At 61.2% G+C, this 18,400-nt stretch carries 13 protein-coding genes and 1 pseudogene; 6 read left to right on the top strand and 8 right to left on the bottom strand.

Translation table 11 applies throughout. The annotated features are described in order from the left end of the window. Nucleotides 1-255 precede the first annotated feature (255 nt). From N3J91_04500 to queG, 4 genes are all read left to right on the top strand, one after another. Complete coding sequence (locus N3J91_04500) at nt 256-1,623, top strand: PH domain-containing protein (protein ID MCX8155700.1); 1,368 nt, start codon at nt 256-258, stop codon at nt 1,621-1,623. Nucleotides 1,624-1,797: 174 nt separating this feature from the next. After that, nucleotides 1,798-5,103, top strand: coding sequence for a DEAD/DEAH box helicase (locus tag N3J91_04495; GenBank protein ID MCX8155699.1), 3,306 nt, complete (start codon nt 1,798-1,800; stop codon nt 5,101-5,103). A 38-nt stretch (nt 5,104-5,141) separates the two neighbouring features. Further along, complete coding sequence (locus tag N3J91_04490) at nt 5,142-5,681, top strand: shikimate kinase (protein MCX8155698.1); 540 nt, start codon at nt 5,142-5,144, stop codon at nt 5,679-5,681. Nucleotides 5,682-5,686: 5 nt separating this feature from the next. Beyond that, nucleotides 5,687-6,730, top strand: coding sequence for a tRNA epoxyqueuosine(34) reductase QueG (queG, locus tag N3J91_04485; GenBank protein ID MCX8155697.1), 1,044 nt, complete (start codon nt 5,687-5,689; stop codon nt 6,728-6,730). Nucleotides 6,731-6,933: 203 nt separating this feature from the next. Here the strand turns inward: queG and N3J91_04480 are convergent, their stop codons facing one another. From N3J91_04480 to N3J91_04445, 8 genes and pseudogenes are all read right to left on the bottom strand, one after another. After that, entirely contained in the window at nt 6,934-8,856 is a 1,923-nt protein-coding gene (locus N3J91_04480) for a cation acetate symporter (protein ID MCX8155696.1), read from the bottom strand. Nucleotides 8,857-8,871: 15 nt separating this feature from the next. Then, nucleotides 8,872-9,141: a DUF485 domain-containing protein gene (locus N3J91_04475; GenBank protein MCX8155695.1), complete on the bottom strand. Its 270-nt coding sequence runs from the start codon at nt 9,139-9,141 to the stop codon at nt 8,872-8,874. A 552-nt stretch (nt 9,142-9,693) separates the two neighbouring features. Then, nucleotides 9,694-10,491, bottom strand: coding sequence for a metallophosphoesterase (locus N3J91_04470; GenBank protein MCX8155694.1), 798 nt, complete (start codon nt 10,489-10,491; stop codon nt 9,694-9,696). 5 nt (nt 10,492-10,496) lie between these two features. Continuing rightward, nucleotides 10,497-13,022 carry a DUF294 nucleotidyltransferase-like domain-containing protein gene (locus tag N3J91_04465; GenBank protein ID MCX8155693.1) on the bottom strand — a complete coding sequence of 842 codons (2,526 nt, stop codon included), beginning with the start codon at nt 13,020-13,022 and terminating at the stop codon, nt 10,497-10,499. 257 nt (nt 13,023-13,279) lie between these two features. Next, on the bottom strand, nt 13,280-13,519 hold the full coding sequence (locus tag N3J91_04460) for a CDGSH iron-sulfur domain-containing protein (protein ID MCX8155692.1): 240 nt from the start codon (nt 13,517-13,519) through the stop codon (nt 13,280-13,282). A gap of 255 nt (nt 13,520-13,774) precedes the next feature. Beyond that, nucleotides 13,775-14,074, bottom strand: a pseudogene (locus N3J91_04455) (roadblock/LC7 domain-containing protein). Nucleotide 14,075: 1 nt separating this feature from the next. Then, nucleotides 14,076-14,693, bottom strand: coding sequence for an ADP-ribosylation factor-like protein (locus tag N3J91_04450; GenBank protein MCX8155691.1), 618 nt, complete (start codon nt 14,691-14,693; stop codon nt 14,076-14,078). Nucleotides 14,694-14,705: 12 nt separating this feature from the next. Next, nucleotides 14,706-16,244, bottom strand: a complete 1,539-nt coding sequence (locus tag N3J91_04445) for a roadblock/LC7 domain-containing protein (GenBank protein MCX8155690.1) — start codon at nt 16,242-16,244, stop codon at nt 14,706-14,708. Between the two features lie 426 nt (nt 16,245-16,670). On the opposite strand from N3J91_04445, the gene N3J91_04440 reads away from it, so the two are divergent. Continuing rightward, entirely contained in the window at nt 16,671-17,456 is a 786-nt protein-coding gene (locus tag N3J91_04440) for a dihydroorotate dehydrogenase electron transfer subunit (GenBank protein ID MCX8155689.1), read from the top strand. After that, complete coding sequence (locus N3J91_04435) at nt 17,453-18,370, top strand: dihydroorotate dehydrogenase (protein MCX8155688.1); 918 nt, start codon at nt 17,453-17,455, stop codon at nt 18,368-18,370. Before N3J91_04440 ends, N3J91_04435 begins: the two co-directional genes overlap by 4 nt. Nucleotides 18,371-18,400: the final 30 nt, after the last annotated feature.

Raw genomic sequence — 18,400 nt, 5'->3', positions numbered from 1 at the left:
AAGCCACCTCCCATTCTGCCCGGGGTGCCGCCGCCGGTCTATTCTCCCTCACCCGTTATTCCCCCGCCACTGCCTGCGGCCTCGGCCCCCCAACCCGCCACCTCCCTGGCTGCCCTGGTGGAGGGACGCCTGCACCCCTTCACCCTCTTGCTCACCGTCGGGCAGGCCATTCGCAGTTTCCTTATTCCCCTGGTTATTGTTCTTTTCCTGGGACGGCGCACCGAGGGCGCTTTCTTTTTCTGGATCGCTTTAATGATGGGGTTGTCGCTTACTTACTCTCTCATTCGTTATTTCACTTTTTCCTACCGCATCACCCCCTACGAGTTGATTACCACCCAGGGCCTCGTGGGACGCCTGGAACGCAAAATCCCCCTTGCTCGTGTCCAAGACGTGCGCATCGAGCAATCCCTCCTCCAACGCCTTCTCGGCGTCGTCGAACTTCAAATTGAAACCGCCGGCGGCCAGGGGGCCGAGGCCAATCTCTCTGTGCTCTCCTCCGCCGAGGCCGAGAAACTCCGCCTCCTCATCCTCGAACATGCCGGGCGTGCCCTGCCGGCCACCGCCGCGACGACTGATGCTTCAACGAGCATGCCCCCTGCCGCTGAAGAAATCTTATGCCGGCTCACCCTCGGTGATCTGGTCCGCGCGGGCCTGACCTCCAATTACATCGCTTCGGCCCTGGTGGTGCTGCTGGTGATCTGGCAACAGCTCGATGATCTGCTGCCCGAAAGCGTTTATGAGCAACTGGGCCGCTTCCTGGAACAATCGGTTAACCAGGCGGCCAACCCCGCAGCAGGATTTTCCTGGACAGGCGCCCTGGCGCTGGCCTTGGGACTTTTAACCATCGGCCTCATCTTCTCCGTCGCCGGCTCCATTACGCTCTTTTACGGCTTCACCCTGAGCCGTTATGGCGAGGATTTGCGCCGCAGCTATGGCTTGTTCACTCGCCGCATTTCCAGCCTGCCCCGCCGCCGCATTCAAGTGCTCCGCATTGATGAACCCTGGCTGCGTCGCTGTCTCGGACTGGCCACTTTGCGCGCCGACACCGCTGGCAGCACCCCCCAGGAGGGAGAAGAGGGCAAAAGCGGCCACGACGTCTTGGTGCCCGTCCTAAAACGCTCTGCCATTGAACCCTTGCTCCCGGCCGTGTTGCCCGCCCTTGGCGATGAACCAGAAACTCCTTGGCAGCGTGTTTCCCCCCGGGCCATCCGGCGCGGTACCCTCAAAGGCGCCTGGATGGTGCTCCTGTTAACCGCCGCCGCCTGTCTCGCCTGGCAAAGCTGGATGGGCCTGTGGCTGTTGGGCCTGCTTCCCTTCGTCTATTGGCTTAATGTCCAGGCCTACCGACATTTGGGATACCGTCTCGGCGAGTATTTCTTCTGGAGCCGCCAGGGCTGGCTCAGTCGCAAGACCTGGATCGTGCCTGTCCGCAACACCCAGGCCATCATCGTCCACCAAACCCCGCTGGACCGGTGGCACGGCGTGGCCAGCATCCGCTTGGATTCAGCCGGCCAAACCTCCACCGGCGGCGGCCCCCACCTCCATAACGTCCCCGCCACCCAAGCCTTGCACCTGGCCCGCACCCTTGCCCGCAAAGCTTCGGCTCTACGCTACCGCTGGTAACCCGTTCCGGGCGCCTCAACCTCCACTGCGGCACCCCCTTATGCTCCGGGGTCACACGCTACAGGTAACTTCCGCCCGGTTTTTCACTTTTCTGTTGACCGAATTGGCCATTCATTGTGGCATCATTAAGTATTACCAAACCCCTCGGCGGGTTTGGCGAGACGGAGCTGGAACATGGCAAGAACGAGCAAAAAAGGCGGAAGGGCGCCCCGTTACTCAGCCGGCACGGCCAAGTACGACGCCCACCACCGCGTATTGGAACAAACCTATGGTGCCCTGGCTGATTTGCGCCGTGAATTGACCGATTCCAAGGAGCGTGTCGCAGAACGCAGAGAAATCCTCGAGTTGTTCTCCCGCTGCAATGACTCCCAGCGCGCCTGGCTGTTGCTCGAGGATTACTTTGAAAAACTCTCCCTCTCCCGCAAGGATTTTGCCGACGGTGACTGGTGGCCGCGCATGCTGGCCAATCACGGCCAGAACCGTTTGGAGGAGCTGGCCTTTCTCTTCCTCCGCACCGGCCGCTCGCTGCCCTCCGAACTGGCCCCCTTTGCCAACTACCAACGCCTGGCCGAGCGCGACCAGGCGGAACGTGAACAACAATACCTGCGCATCCTGGAACAGTGGCTCATCCCGCCTCCCCCTGAGCATTTGGATGCCCCCCGCGCCACCCTGCGCCTGCTCTGTTCCGTCACCCCCCTGGCCGACACCCCCTACCTGCATGAATTGCGCCTTTTTTTGAATCTTTACCGCCCACGCTCTGGCGTCAAAAACCGCCAACTGGGTGAAATCCTGGAACTCAGCACCCGTAACCAGACCGAGCGCGAACTTTTTTCCCAGGACGACTGGCAGCTTGTGCAATGGATTGCCGGCCAGCATGGACAGGAAAACCCGGAGTCCGAATATCTCAAGCTGCAAGGCGCCTCCCTCCTGCTCTGGTTGGTCCAATGGGGACACACCCGCCGCCTTGAACAGGCCGATCATCCCGAGCCGTTGCAATTCTTTGGCGAAATGGCCGAAGTCACACCCCTGGTGCAGGAAAATGACCAACACCTGTGGTTGCATCATCAAATCAAACTCAGCGATGGACGCCAGCTCCCCCTAAGCGATGCCCGCTTCTTCGCCGGCCATCCAAGGCTCCTGCTGGTCGGCCATCGCTTCTACCTCATGCGCAACCCGCCACCCGCCGAACTCCTGGAGTTTTGGAGCTCCCAGGCGGGCATCCCCATTACCAAGCTGGGGGCGCGGCTCCGCCTTCATTTGCGCCGCCAGGACGTGCACGGCGCCATCAATTGGGATGAAATCTGCATCACGCATCGTGCCCGCCCCCGCTTTGTCTTTGAACTGCAGGGCGACACCGTGCGCCTGCAGCTTCTGGCCATTAGCGAGCGCGACGGCAGTCAATGGCATTGGACAGGCCAGGAGTGGCAGCCATTAAACCACGCTGACAACGGCAACGGCTCCACTCCCTCTTCCTCTGCCACTCACCCCCAAGTCCTCGAAGATCCACGCCTGGATGCCGCCACGCAATGGCTCCGCCGCCTTGACTGGTTTACCCCCGAACCCGGTTTATGGGTGGGTGATGCCAATGAAACTTTTCTTGGCACCCTGGCCGCCATCTGGCCCAGCCGCCCCAAAGAGGCCGAATATCTGGGGAATCCGGCCTTTCAGCGCCTCTTCATTCAGCCCAAGCTCCTGCGGCCCAAACTCATCGTCAAGGGCAGCGGCATTGACTGGCTCAGCGTCTCCGCCGAATGGGAGGCTGAAGGCATGCGCCTGACCCGGGCCGACCTCGAACGCCTGGCCGCCGCCACCAGCCGCTTTGTCAAACTGCCCGATGCCGGCTGGGTGGAGCTTAACACCGAAGCCCTCGCCCAGGCCCACGAGGTCATGGCGGATTTGGGGCTGGAAGATTTAAGCCCCATCGAGCAAAAAGTCGGCTTGGAGCAGGCCGCCCACCTCGACCCTGCCGAACTCGGCCGTTTTGCCGACACGCCAGAGATGCGCACCTTGCGCCAGCGCCTGGCCAACTTCAAAGGCATTCCTTCCGTGCCCCTTCCGCCCAATGTCAAAGCCGAATTGCGTCCCTACCAAAAAGAGGGCTTTGATTTCCTCTGCCATCTCACCCGCCTCAAACTCGGCGGCATTCTGGCGGATGACATGGGCCTGGGCAAAACCCTCCAGACGCTCGCCTGGCTGGCGTGGCTGAAGCATGAGCATCACAAAAACCCCAAGCCCTCCCTGGTCATCTGTCCTGCCTCCGTGCTCCACAACTGGCGGCGGGAGGCCGAAAAATTCGTGCCCGACATGCGCGTCCTGGTGCTGGAAAGCGGTCAGGCCCGCCATAATCTGCGCAAACAAATCCCGCACTACGACCTGATTGTCACCAATTATGCCCTGCTCCGCCGCGACCTGGCCGAGCTGGCCAAGTTCTCCTTCCGGGCCGTCATCCTGGACGAAGCCCAATTCATCAAGAACCCTACCGCCCAGGTCACCCAGTCCGTGAAGGAACTTAAAGCCGACCAGCGCCTGGCCCTCACCGGCACGCCCTTGGAAAACCGTCTGCTCGACCTCTGGAGCATCACCGACTTCATCCAGCCCGGCTACCTCGGCACCCAGGAACATTTCCATGAGCTGTATGAGCCTAAAGTTTCCGGCGACGGTGAAGAAGCCCTGACCCAGCTTCGCATCGCCCGCCGCCGTCTTTCAGCCCGCCTGCGCCCTATCATGATCCGGCGGCTTAAACAACAGGTCGCCAAAGACCTGCCGGACCGCATCGAGGAGCGCCGCGACTGCGAACTCGGCGAACAGCAGCGCAAATTGTACCTGGCCGAACTGCGCCGCAGCCGCGAGCAAATCTCGCAGATCGTCGCCGAGAAGGGCCTCAACAAGAGCAAAATGCACGTCTTGGCCGCCCTCACGCGCCTGCGCCAAATCTGCTGCCATCCCGCGCTGGTGGGCAACGACTCGCCCTCCGGCAAAACGGAAACCCTCTTTGAACTGCTGGAACCTCTCCTGGCCCAGAACCACAAAGTGCTGCTCTTCTCGCAATTTGTGCAAATGCTGCGGCTGCTGGAAAAAGAGTGCCAGCAGCGCGGCATCCCCACCCACATCCTCACCGGGGAAACCAAAGAACGCCAGGCCGTCGTCCAGGCCTTCCAAAACGACCCCAAGGCCTCGGTCTTCCTGCTCAGTTTGCGGGCCGCCGGCACGGGCCTCAACCTCACCACCGCCAGCTACGTCATCCTTTATGATCCCTGGTGGAACCCGGCCGTTGAAGCCCAGGCCATTGATCGCTCGCACCGCATCGGCCAGACCCGCACCGTCAACGCTTACCGCCTGATCAGCCCCGGCACCGTGGAGGAAAAAATCTGGGACCTGCAACAACGCAAGGCCCAGACCATTGCCGATGTCCTGGGCGAAGAAGGCTTTACCCGCAGCCTCACCCAGGCCGACTTGGAATACCTCTTCCGCGAAGACTAAGGGCTGCAGTCGCCGCCCACCTGCACTATCTTTATGCTGTGACCGCCTTGCGCAACATCACCAACCTGGCGCTCATCGGTTTCATGGGCACCGGCAAAACCACCATCGGCCGCCTGTTGGCTGCGCAGTTGGGCTATGAATTCCTGGATACCGACCAATGGATCGAAAACGCCGCCGGCAAATCCATCCCTGAAATCTTCAGCCAGTCCGGCGAAGCCCACTTCCGCGCCCTGGAACAACAACTGGTGGCCGACCTGGCCAAACGCCAGCGCACCGTCATCGCCACCGGCGGGGGTCTGCCCTGCCATGACGATAATCTCGAACGGCTCCGCCAGCACGCCTATCTCGTTTGCCTCTGGGCCTCTCCCGAAACCATCTTTGAGCGCGTCCGCCACAACTCGCATCGCCCGCTCCTCCAACATCCTGACCCCCTCGCGCGCATCCGTGAGTTGCTGGCCCAACGTGAACCCTTTTATCGCCGGGCAGACCTTCTGATTTCCTCAGACGGACGGCCCTCCCGCGAAATCGTGCAACACATCCTGCATGAGTTTCTAAACCGGCAGGCCAGCGGCGGATGACCGCCATGTCTCACTCCCTCAAAACGGCTCTGCAGGATTTGGCCCGTCAGCTCGGCTTCTCTCTCTGCCGCGTAACCCAGGCCGACTCCCCCGACCCCGAACACCATTTGCGCCAATGGCTGGCAGACGGCCGGCACGGGGAGATGCAATGGATGGCCCGCTCCCTGCCCAAACGCGAGAACCTTGCAGCCGTCCTCCCCGGCGTGCGCAGCGTGGTTTGTGTGGCCGCCGCCTACCCTGCTCCACCTTCGTCAAGCTCTGCTTCCTCCGGCTTTATTGCCCGCTATGCCCGCGGCCCTGATTACCATCAGGTGATGGGTGATAAACTGGCTCAACTGGCCGCCTATCTGGACCACCACGCCGGGCCCGGCGCCCGCAGCCTCTGGTACGTGGATACCGGCCCCATCCTGGAACGCGCCCTGGCCCAGCGTGCCGGCATCGGCTTCATTGGCAAACACACCCAGCTCATCAACCGCCACCACGGCAACTGGCTCCTCCTCGGAGAAATCCTGACCACCGCCGCCCTCCCGCCCGACGAACCCGAGCGCAACCGTTGCGGCACCTGCACGCGTTGCCTGGCTGCCTGTCCCACCCGCGCCATCACCGCCCCCTTTACCCTCGACGCCCGACGCTGTATCTCCTATCTCACCATCGAGCTAAAAGGGGCCATCCCGGAGGAGTTCAGACCGCTCATCGGAACACGCATATTTGGCTGTGATGATTGCCTCGAGGTCTGCCCCTGGAACCGTTTTGCCGGTGATGCTTCCCCACTTCTGCGCCAATGGGCCCGCCCTGACTTGCAAGCCCCCGACCTGCTGGAGCTGCTGCGGCTCGACGAAAATGGATTTCGCCAGAAATTTCATGGCACCCCCCTCCAGCGCGCCAAACGCCGGGGCCTGCTCCGCAATGTCTGCGTGGCCTTGGGCAACCTGGGCAACGCCGCCGCCCTGCCTGAACTGGCAAGGGCCGCCCAAGACCCTGAGCCGCTGATTGCCGAACACGCCCGCTGGGCCATCCACCGCCTTCAATCCGCCCAATCTGTTCCTTAATCTGCGAACAACGCGGCTTGACTTTATCGGGGACAAGTCCGCCTACCCCTCATCATCAAATGCCCTTTTACCTTGGACAAAACCAGTCCGTCCTGGCTTAAGGACAACTTGAAGGGAGCCAACGGCCTTTAGGGTATGGCCCGCGCGCGGCAGGGTTTTTGGACGCACGCACGCTGATCACCGCTCATTTGCCATCAGCCGGTTCAGGCAGTGGCTTTGGATGGCTCAGGCGATTTGGCCGTCAGCAAGGAAACCACCACCAACACCAGAAAGCCCAGCGGGATGGTCACAATGGCCGGCTGGCTGAATGGCACAATCGCGCGGGCCGGATCCAAACCATAGACATCCTTGTACGCTTGGGCGCTCAGGAGGATCCATGCCAGCGAAGACAACATGCCCACGATGATCGCCGCCGTAATGCCCTGCTTGGTGGTACGCTTCCAGAACAGCAGCATGACCAGCGCCGGCAGGTTGGCTGACGCCGCAATGTTGAACGCCCACCCCACCAGAAAATTGACATTCATGCGGGCAAATAAAATCCCCAGACAGATGGCCAGCAAACCCACCGCCAGCGCGGCCACCTTGGCCGCCCGCACCTTTTGAAACTCATCGAGCTTCATCTTGAACACATGGGTCATCAAATCATGCGCCACAGCCCCGCTGGCTGCCATGATCAACCCGCTAACCGTCCCCAGCACCGTGGTAAACGCCACCGCGGACAGCACCGCAAACAAAAACTCATTGAAACTCCGCGCCAACAACGGCGCTGACATGTTGGAGTCCGTAACGTCCAGCGTCCCGCTGGTCATGGCGCCCAGCCCCAGAAACAACGTCAGGACGTAGAAACAACCAATGGCTGCAATCCCCACCACCGTGCTTTTACGGGCGCTCAACTGATCCTTGACGGTGTAGTAACGTATCAGAATGTGTGGCAGTGAGGCCGTGCCGCAAAACAGGGCCAGCATCAACGAAAGAAAATCCAGTTTGTCGGTCAGTTTCTCGCCCCGCACCTTCCTGAACGTCGGGCTGGAGCCGGGCGCCATGAAATCTTTGCCCTCAGTGGGCCGCTGATAATAAACGGTGGTGCTGCCGCCGTTGGCTTCGACGATTTTTTCTGAACTCCACAAGATCACCTCGCTGTCCTGCATGGTGCGCAAAAAGGCGAACGGCCCCAGTGGCCCCGTTTTCTCCACCCCGCCGGGCAGTCGTGAGGCATAGCCCACCGGCTTCAGATCCGCCTCGCCCTCCTTCTTCCCCCGCGGCAGGCCGTTGACCAGTTTGCGGCCATCTTTCAACACGGTAATGGTTTGTGTTTCAGATAATAAATCGCCCTCCTTGCGCCACACAGAAACCACCCCCGCCGCGTTTCTTACCCGCACATACGGCTTTCCCTCCCATCCCCCTTCCGGCGGCAGGACGGTATTCCCCGGCGCGTTGATGACTTCAGCCGCCGGCACGTTGCGTTTCAACAGGGGCAGCGGCCTCCCGTCCGCGTCCGTGGGTTTGGTCGTCACGCCGCGAAATAAAATCAGCACCGTAATAAAGGCGCACAGCAAAACCAGCATGGTCCCCTTGATGAACTGCACCCAGGTCGTCGAAACCATGCCGGCGGTCATGACAATCAGCGTCACCACCGAGCCTACCACCACCACCCCCACAAAATGAGGAAAGCCCAACAACGGTTGCACCAGCGCCCCGGCGCCCACCATTTGCGGAATCAGATAGAAACAACTTACCACCAGCGTGCTGATGCCCGCCGCCAGTTTGATGCCGCGGGAGTTGAACTTATTGTCCAGCGCGTCGGCAAAAGTGAACCGCCCCAGCCGTTTCAGCGGCTCCGCAATGATGAACAACGCCACAATCCACCCCGCCAGATACCCGATGGAATACAAAAATCCATCGTACCCAAAAAACGCAATCATGCCGCAAATGCCGAGAAAGGAAGCGGCGGACAAATAGTCTCCCGCGAAGGCCACCCCGTTCACCGCCCAATGAATGCCGCCTCCCGCGGCAAAATAGCCGCTGGCGGACTTGGCGCGGGAGCCTAGATAAAAACTAATGCCCAGCACAACGCCGGCAAAAACCAGGAACACCACCACCGCTATCCAGGAAGTCTCGTGAATCATGGCAGCTCCTCCTCCTTATTTGCTCTTACGGCACACCTTCATATAGACCAACGCCAGCACCAGCGCGGCCAGGATCAGCGCAAACCCATACACCACCGCCAGATTCACCCCGCGCAAAAATGGCCGGCTCATCACTTCCGGCGCAAAGGCGCTCAATGCCATGAAACCTCCATAAAACAGCACATACACAAAAAACAGCAGCACCCCCATGCGGGAATTATACGCCACCACCGCTGCGTCTTCCTGTTCTTTAGCTTGAGGAGCTTTGAAATCCAGTCCTGCCATAGTTGGGTCTGTTATTGGTTTTTGCCGCCCCACTGCGCTGCCCGGGCACTAAACAGCGCATAGGGCCGCTGGTTTGTTGGTTCATGGTTTCACCCATCTATTCGCGCGCCCGCCCGTTAAATCGTCCCAGTCGCCTCCCGCCGTCCGCCACACGACCCAAGACGCCCCTGAGCCATGCCGCAGATCCGTCGGCGCCCCCTACAGGTCCCACCACCCCCGGATGAACGGGGTAGGCTGTTGGTGCACGTCAACATTGCCCCAGCCCATAATGAAGCACGATTGTGGCAGGAAGCAGCGTTTAAGGATTGTTGAGGCATATCTCTTGCCAGTGCCGTAAAGCCCCCGACCACCAGCCTGTCAGACCGGCCACCATGAAACCGTTGACTTCATTCCTGCGGGGCATGCAGGCAAAGCATGGCGGAAAAATCATGCTTTAAGCAAGAGAAATATAATATATTATCTTATAAATTATTCATTTATAATTAGCATTATTCATATATATTATTAAACGCTTCAGACGCAACCCAATCCCGCCCCCTCAGGTCTGCCCCTTTACCAGTCCCCCGCGTCACTCGGATCGGACGGACAGAGCAATAGGCGCTTCTCCTCGGTGTCCCACAGCACCAATTGACGCTTGCGGGAGCTGAGATCACTGCCCACGCATACGAATTGCGTGCCCTCCACCACCCTTTGGTGGTCCCGATGAAAATGCCCAAACACCCAGGCGCGCGGACGATATTGCAAGCTCAGCCATAATTGCCGCAGCTCCACGTCTCCACAATCATCCGGCGGGCCGGCGTCAAAACCGGCTGCCGTGATGTGCTGCGCCACCTCCGGCTGCAGTTCGTCCGACGTGGCCAGGCCGATGCCGATGCGCGAGGGACAGGAATGGGTCACAATAAGCTCCGGTTGATGCTGATTGAACAGCTCTGCCGCCCGCTCGCGTTGCGCGGGAAGAATATAATTCGGCCAGCCGCTCAACCAATTGTGCTTCTGCGGGCGGTCCACGTGCAGCGCCCCCCCCAGAAATCCCACCGTGCTGGAACCCAGCCGGGTCACCGAAGGCCGCCGTTGATAATGCAGGTTCATTTCTGTCCGCCACTCCTGCTCGGCCCCCGCGGCCAGGGCGCGCTGCAACCACTGATGATCCTCGTGATTGCCGTCAATCACATGCAACGGCACCGGAAAGCGCAGCCCCTCCAGATGGGCCTGTTGCATCCACGGCCCATAAAAGCCGAAATCTCCCACCTGGATGGCCGCTGCAATGCGGTATTCCGCCTGCGCCTGCCGCAGTCCCTCGGCCAGCAGGTGATGGCGGCCGTGGACATCTCCTACAATCAACACCCGCATAATCCTCAAGTCGTCCTGGCAAAGTCCGTTTGCAACCGCGCCTGGAACACGGCAATGTCGGCAAATATTTTTTTCAACACCGACCGCTCGATTTGCGTCAGCTCCTCCAGCGGCAGAAAATTGTCCGGCGGCTCGCCGCGCCCAATCTGGGCCGCCTGATGCGCCAGCCGCATCTGCATCAGGGCGGTGTAAGCCTGCACCAGTTCATCGTGACTGCCGGGCAGCAACACCCCCAGATCCCGCAACCGATGCAGGCGCTCCAGCGTATTCGTCTCCGCGACCCGCCGCTGCAGCGCATAAATGCGCGCAAAGTTCACCAACGGAATCAACGCCGCCTTGACGTTAAACGCGGGTGGATGCTCGCCCGACCTCTCCAGTTGAATGTTGCCAAAGAATCCGCGCGGCGCACGGAATTGCAAGGTGGTTTCCGCCAGGTGAAAGAAAAAGGCATGCCGCTGCTCCCCCTCCAGCTCCAGATGCAGATGCTCGCGCAGTTGATGCACCTGGGCGGCCTCCCCATAAACGCAGCGAAAATCAAAAAACACATTCACATCAAGCAGATCCTGCGGCCGATTGGCCGCCACACACTCGCTGAAGTACTGGCGCCACCGGCTGAGCGGCTGGCACCATTTGGGATTGCAGGCCATCACCTCCCCCTTGCAACGCCGGTAGCCCACCAGATCCAGCCAGCCGCAGACGGTTTCGCCCAGTCGCAGGAACCATTGCTGCACGGCTGCGTTGCGTTCGAGCGGCACATCGGCGTAGATGATGGCATTGTCCTGATCGGTGGCCAGGGTTTGCTCCTCCCGCGCTTCGCTCCCCAGCACCACAAACGCATACGCCACCGGCGCCGGCCCCAGCCGCGCCTCCGCCAGTTCAATCAGCCGTTTCAAGACGGCATCCGATACTGCCGTCATGATGCGCGTAACACTTTCCACCCGCGCCCCGCTCTCCAGCAGCGCCTTGACAAACACCGGCAGCTTGGCCCGGCTGTCCCGGAGCGCTTCCGGCGTGGGCGCCTCCTGAATTTCCCCCAGCAGCGTCCCGATGGCATGCCGCTGCGCATGCAGCACCTCGGCGCTGGTCAATATCCCCTTCACCGCCCCGGTCGCATCCGCCACCACCAGATGCTGCACCTGCCGCTCATACATCAGGCGCGCGGCCTCAAACAACAGGGCCCGCTCCTCGATGCGCACCAGCGGCGCGCTCATCACCTCCGCCACCGGCCGCGACACGGACAAGCCGGCCGCCAGCACCCGCGCGCGCAAGTCCTGGTCCGTGACAATGCCGATGGGAACGCCCGTCGGCGACAGCACCAGCATGGCGCTGCTCTGGTTGCGTGTCATCGCCGCCGCCGCCGCGGATATGGGCGTATCCAGGCTGCACGTGCTGATTTTCAACGGCGTTGTCTTGATGGAACGGGTGGCCAGCGGCAACAAACTTTGCAGGTCCGCCACCAGTCGCGCCAGCGTTTCCTCCGTCCGCTTGCGCGCCGCCAGGTCTTTCAGGGTTAAAATCTGGCCGGTTTGCTCCCCCATGATGACTGGCGTGGCCGTGACCAGCACATCCACCGCCTCACCCCGCTTGTTGATTAAACGGGCATGTCGCTCTGCGCGCGCCCGGTCCACGCTGCCATTGGGCAGCAATTGCAGCACCGCCTCCAGGGGCTGTTGCGTCAGCTCCTCCTCCGTGTACTCGAGCCGGCTGAGCAGGGTTTTATTGGCAAAGACCGGCCGATCCTGCAGGACAAGCAAGACCCCCTCGGCAGCGCTCTCCACCAACAGGCGGTATTTCTCCTCGGAACGCCGCAGGGCCAGCTCGGCGCGGCGCCGTTGTCGCTCCATGTTCAAGCTCTGCTGGCTGATATAGGCCAGCAAACCCGCAATGATCACGGCGATGCCCACCGATATCTGCAGCACCCGGCGCGTAACCTGCCGGATCTCCGCCCGCACGTCCTCCAAATAAATGCCGGTCCCGACAATCCATCCCCAGGGCGCAAAACCCTTGACATACGAAAGTTTCGGGACCACCCGCGACTCATCATCTTTCCATTGCCAATAATAATCCACATAGCCGGCCCCCTCCCGTGCCACCACCCGCGTGTATTCCACAAACAGTCTTTTGCCGGTGGGATCGGCGTACTCCAGCAAGCTCTGGCCGTTCAAATCCGGACGGTACGGATGCATGACCATCTGGGTTTTCATATCCGATATCCAGAAGTAATCTTTCCCATCCTCCCCGTACCGCATGTTCTGAATCCGGCTGATGGCCGCCTGCTGCGCCGCTTCCCGTGTCAACACCCCCAGCCGCTCCTGCTCGTACATCCCCGCCAGCTCGCTCCACGCCGCATGCGTCAGCTCCCGGATCATTTCCTTTTTGCGCTCGATGATGTTCTTGCGCATGGTGGGAATGATCACGCCAAAGATCAGAACCAGAAACAGGGCCAGCGTTAAAATGGCCGGCGAAACAATGTGAAGAAAAAAGCTTTGCCAGTGCGGCTGCGCTCGCGGGCCTGTGGGATGGACTTGCATGGGACACACGCGGGAAGGCTGTTGCGCCGGGCAATCTGCCTGCCCACCACTCCGTTATCTTAAAGGCCCTTGTGCCTCTAGGCCAATGCAAAAACCATGACCATCCCCCGCCTTGGCACCCATCCCCCTCCCGGCTATAAATGCCCCTGACCAGACTCAGGCCCTTTGGAATTGCCTTCCGGGGAAGTCGCCGGACGTTGTAATCTGGAGCCTTGCTCCGCGCCCGGCATCCCCACCCGGGCGTTGTTTCGCCGTGCTCAGGCTGGCAGCTTGGCGTGGGTGCCGTCGCAATACGGCGGGTTGTGCGTGTGTTTGCAGCCGCACAGCGCTACGCGCTTGGTTTCTGTCACTTCCACGGCCAGCGGCTTCAATCCCGTGCCCTTGTGCGCTCCATCACAAAACGGCTGGCTTTGGGAACGTCCACAAGCACACCACCAATGCGTGCCGGCATTCAGCGAAACAATGTAGGGGCCACGTTTGGCCATGAGGGGTTCCATAGGCGTCTCCGGTTCCGGTGGGTCAGCCGCCACGGCGCTCTCCGGCGCCGCTTCAGCGGCGGGCGCTGGCGCCGCAGGCTCGTCCTTGCGGCGAAACAAAGCCTGCACATCCGACACATTCAAATCCGTCAAATCAAAACTCACCGACGGCGCGCGCTCCTGTGCCACCTTGATTTGCTGCGCAATCGTCTTGGCCGTCTCCTGCGCATAGTACCGCACCGCCCCCACACTGATGTCGGCCCGGAAAATCACCACCAACATGCAGTGCTCATCCACATTGAGCATCAGCGTGCTGCAGCGCTCCCCCTGTTGATAAAGGCCGGGAAACTTGTCTTCATTCAGCAACCCGGCCATGAACTGCACCGCATTGAAGGAATTGGAGGCCAGCGTCGCCAGCACATCCGGGGGAAAGGCATTCTGTTCGCCAGCCTGATGAATCAAATGACCGGCTTTTTCGACCAGGAGGGCTGCCTCGGCTTCTGTTTTGCCGAGCAGGTCTTTCAGCGCCTGATCCAGGCACTGAAAATCCTCCTCGATCAGTTGCGGAAAGCCCATATCAGGCAATCTTCTTCCCGCCCAAATTGATGAACTTGTGCAGCAGCATCCGCACAATCATGTTCATCGTCTCAAAGACCCCTTCGCATTTCGTGGCCGTTGCCGGAAAAGACGGCACCTGCACGTCGCGGTTGTTCAGCAGGAACTCCATGTACTCGATCGGCGCCACATTCGGCAAATCCCGCTTGTTGTACTGCAACACGTACGGAATGTCGTCGAGGTTGAGTTTGAGCGATTTCAGGTTGTCAATCAGGTTTTGAAAGCTCTCCACGTTCTCCTGCATCTTGTCGTACTGGCTGTCCGCCACAAACACAATGCCATCCACTCCGCGCAGCACCAACTGCCGGGTGGTGTTGTAGATCACCTGGCCCGGCACCGTGTACAGTTGGAATTTGGTCTTGTATCCCTTGATGGCCATCGCCTCCAGGGGCATGAAGTCGAAAAACAGCGTGCGGTCCGAACTGGTGGCCAGCGAGACCATCTTCCCTTTGTTCTCGGGGCTGGCCACCTGCACGTTGGCATGCACCTGCTCCAGATTGGTGGTCTTGCCACATTTGGCCGGCCCATAATATACGATTTTGACCTGCAGCTCCTTCGTGGCTTGATTGATGATCGCCATAGTGTTGTTGAGTTACATTTTCGACAGCTCGCGTTCCAGTTGCGCCAGTTCCGCCAGCGGAAGCGCCCGCTGCGGCTGGCTGACCACCGCCAGATACACCTTCCCACACTTGCTCACCCGCCAGGCCGTCCCATTGCAAGTGAAGGAAAGCCCCTCCAATGCGCCCGCCCCCAGATCCTTCGCATATTGCGCGGTGCGCTGGAAAAGTTGCGGCGCAAAGGCCGCCACCTTGTCCCCCGCCAGCGGCGGCAAGACCTGCGCGGCCACCGACAATCCATCCTCCGAAGCCACCACCGCCCCGGCAACCCCGGGCAGTTTGATGGCCACCTGCACCGCTTCCGCCGGGGTGCGCGCGGCAATCGCCGGCTTGGCGGGTGCAGGCGCCGGCACCGGTGCCGGAGCGGGCGCTGGTTTGGGAGCGGCCGCCGGCGCAACTGCTGGCGCGGGAGCAGGTGCGGCTGCCGGTGCCGCGGGCGCGGCCGGCGCGCTTTCCGCCGCGGGCGCGGCCGCCGGGGCCCCTTTGCCAACGAACATGTCGGGAATGTTCGGATCGATCTCCACTTTCTTCTTCGGCGCCGGCAACTTGCTCACCGCCAGGAACAGCGGCGCCACCACCTTCAACGCCAGCTCCACCGTCACATTGCCCTGCGTCGTCTTCAGCGAGGGATTCGTCCAGGACAACAACTGGCTCCAACTAAAAGCCACCTTGCCGCTCTTCAACGCCTTCTCCATTTCCCCCACCGGCACCAGGAGACTGCCCTCACCCAACTTGAACTGTTGTATCTCCGCTTTGATGGCATCCGGCCAGTTGGCGCTGACTGCCGTCACCGGCACGGCCACCATGCCCGGCGGCGCGGACGGCGCGGCCGCAGGTGCGGCGGCAGGAGCTGGCGCCGGCGCCGATGCCGGCGCAGCAGGTTTAGCCGCTGTTGCCGCCGTCATCTGCTGCAATAAATCGGCGGAAACCTTCAATGGACCTGCCGGCTCCGCCGGTTTGGGGGCCGGTGGTGGAGCGGCCGGCGGCGGCTCTGGAGCCTTGATTGCCGCCGGAGCGGTCGCGGGCGCAGGCGCCGGCGCCGGCTTGGCCGGCGGCGAGGCTGTTGGTTTGGACGGTGCCGCAGGGGCAGGCGCGGGTTTCTGGGTTGGAGTCTCGACTGGCGCAACTCCGATCACCGTCGTCTTTGGTGGCGTTACCGGCTCGCCTTTGGGACCAAACAACCCCACCACCTCATCGGGTATCTCAATCACCTTTTGATCCGTTCGGCGGCCAAAATCCGTCGGGGACAACTTGGGCAGAATCTCACTTAGCGGAATCTCCACCATCTTTTGGTCCTCTTCTCCCGCCTCCAGTAAGGCCCCCGGCGGCGCCAACTTCCGGAGATCGGCAAACGCAAATCTCACCGCCCCCGATGGCAATTGCTGCGTCACCAATTTCTTGGGAAGTAGCAACACCTCATTGGGATTGGCCACCTTGCGCGCCAGTGACGCCGGCAGCTTCTCGACAATGGCCTGCAACGGAATGGGCAGTTCATCCCCTGTCGGCGTCCGCACCGCTGTCGGGGCCGGAGCTGGCGAGGGAGCGGGAGCGGCAGGCTTCGATGGAGCCGGAGTCGAAGGCGCAGGCGCTGTTGCAGGCCTGGCCGGTGCAGCAGAAGCCGGTGCAGGTGCTGCAGGTGCGGGCTTGGAAACAGCCGGTGCAGGCGCCGGCTTTTTGAAAAGTTGTTTGAGTTTTTCGAACATGTTCAGGCCTTTAACATGCGCTGCGTTTCGGACGCTGCTAAACGGTTCTTGGCAAGCTATACGGCAAAAATGCCAAACTGCAAAGCAAAATTATGCCTCCCACCGCCTAACCCCCTCATGAACCATCCAGCGGAAACGGCATGGATAATTTTGCCAAAGCATGGGGGGCAATGCGTCATTCAACCCCTTTTATCCCAACATTGACAGGAAAGCCCGCCCCCCCCATGCTCCCCGCGCATGGTTGAGCAGGACGCCATCATCCTGGCCAACGACAATTTTACCGGCCAGTATTACCGGCTCGTGTTGCAGGCGGAGCACATCGCTCCGCTGGTGCAGCCGGGGCAATTTGTGCATATCCGTGTGCCGCTGTTGCGCGAGGCGCTGCTGCGCCGCCCCTTCAGCATCTTTCAAGTCCGGGACCACACGTTGTCCGTGCTCTACAAAACCGTCGGCAAAGGCACCCATCAACTATCCCGCCTCAAACCCGGGCAGGGACTTAGTGTCATCGGCCCGTTGGGACACGGTTTTACGATTCCCTCTTCCCCCGAGATTCGCCCCCTGCTTGTCGCCGGCGGCTATGGCATGGCGGCCCTGTACCTCCTGGCTGAACGCTCCCCCCGCCCCGGCATCGTCTTTGTCGGCGGACGCAAACAGGGCGACATTCTCTGCGAAAACGAATTTCGCGCCCTCGGCTGGGAGGTCCGCGCCACCACTGAGGACGGCAGCTACGGCATCAAAGGGCTGGTGACTCAGCCCTTGCGCGAGGAATTGCAGCGCGGCACCCAAAACGTCCGGCTCCACGCCTGCGGCCCCAATCCCATGCTTAAGGCCGTCAGCGACCTGGCCCGCGAGTTTAACGTCGAAGCTGAGCTTTCCATGGACGAACACATGTGCTGCGGCGTGGGGGTCTGTCTCACCTGCGTCATTCCCATCCGTTCCGCTGAGGGCTGGGAATACCAACGCACCTGCACCGAAGGCCCCGTCTTCAACGCCCACACCATCGCCTGGGAGGTCATGGCATGAACTGGTCCGTTCGCATCGGTTCTTTGGTGATGCCCAACCCCGTCACCGTCGCCTCCGGCACCTTCGGCTACGGTGTGGAATATGCCCGCCTGCTCGACTTGAACCAGCTCGGGGCCGTGGTGGTCAAGGGCATCCGCCTCGATCCTGTCCGCGGTAACCCCACCCCGCGCACCGTGGAAGTCGCCAGCGGCCTCATCAATGCCATCGGTCTCCAAGGCCCCGGCGTGGACGGGTTCATTGAAAAATACTGGCCTTTCCTTAAAACCCTCAAGGTCCCAGTCATCATCAACATCTGGGGACGCACCCTGGAAGAATACGCTGAAGTTGCCCGTCGTTTTGACGCCCTCGAAGGCGTCGGCGCCCTGGAACTTAATGTCTCCTGCCCCAATATCAAGGAAGGCGGCTCACACTTTGGCACCGATGTCCGCCTCCTGGAAAAAGTCGTCTCGGCCTGCCGTCAAGCCACCCGCCTCCCGCTCATCACCAAACTCAGCCCCAACGTGGCCAGCATCGTCCCTTATGCCCAGGCCGCCGAGGCAGCCGGCAGCGATGCGCTCTCCATCATGAACAGCTTCCCGGCCATGGCCATTGACATCGAAACCCGGCGTCCCCGCCTGGCCAACATCACCGGCGGCCTCACTGGCCCCTGCATCAAACCCATTGCCATCAAACTCGTCTGGGAGGCCGCCCGCGCCGTCAAAATCCCCATCATTGGCATGGGCGGCATTCAATCCGCCGAGGACGCCCTGGAGTTCATCATCGCCGGCGCTTCCGCCGTGGCCGTAGGCACTGCCAACTTCTACGAGCCGCAAACCTCCCTGCGCGTTCTGGAAGGCATCCGCGAATATATGCAACGCCACGGAATTGAAGACCTCAAAAGCCTTGTCGGCTCCGTGAAGTTGCCGCGAATATAACTCGCCGCCGGTGGGCGCCGGCGCTGCCGT

This window comes from Verrucomicrobiia bacterium (genome assembly GCA_026414565.1).
GTDB lineage: Bacteria > Verrucomicrobiota > Verrucomicrobiia > Limisphaerales > Fontisphaeraceae > Fontisphaera.
This window is presented reverse-complemented; position numbering and strand designations above follow the sequence as displayed.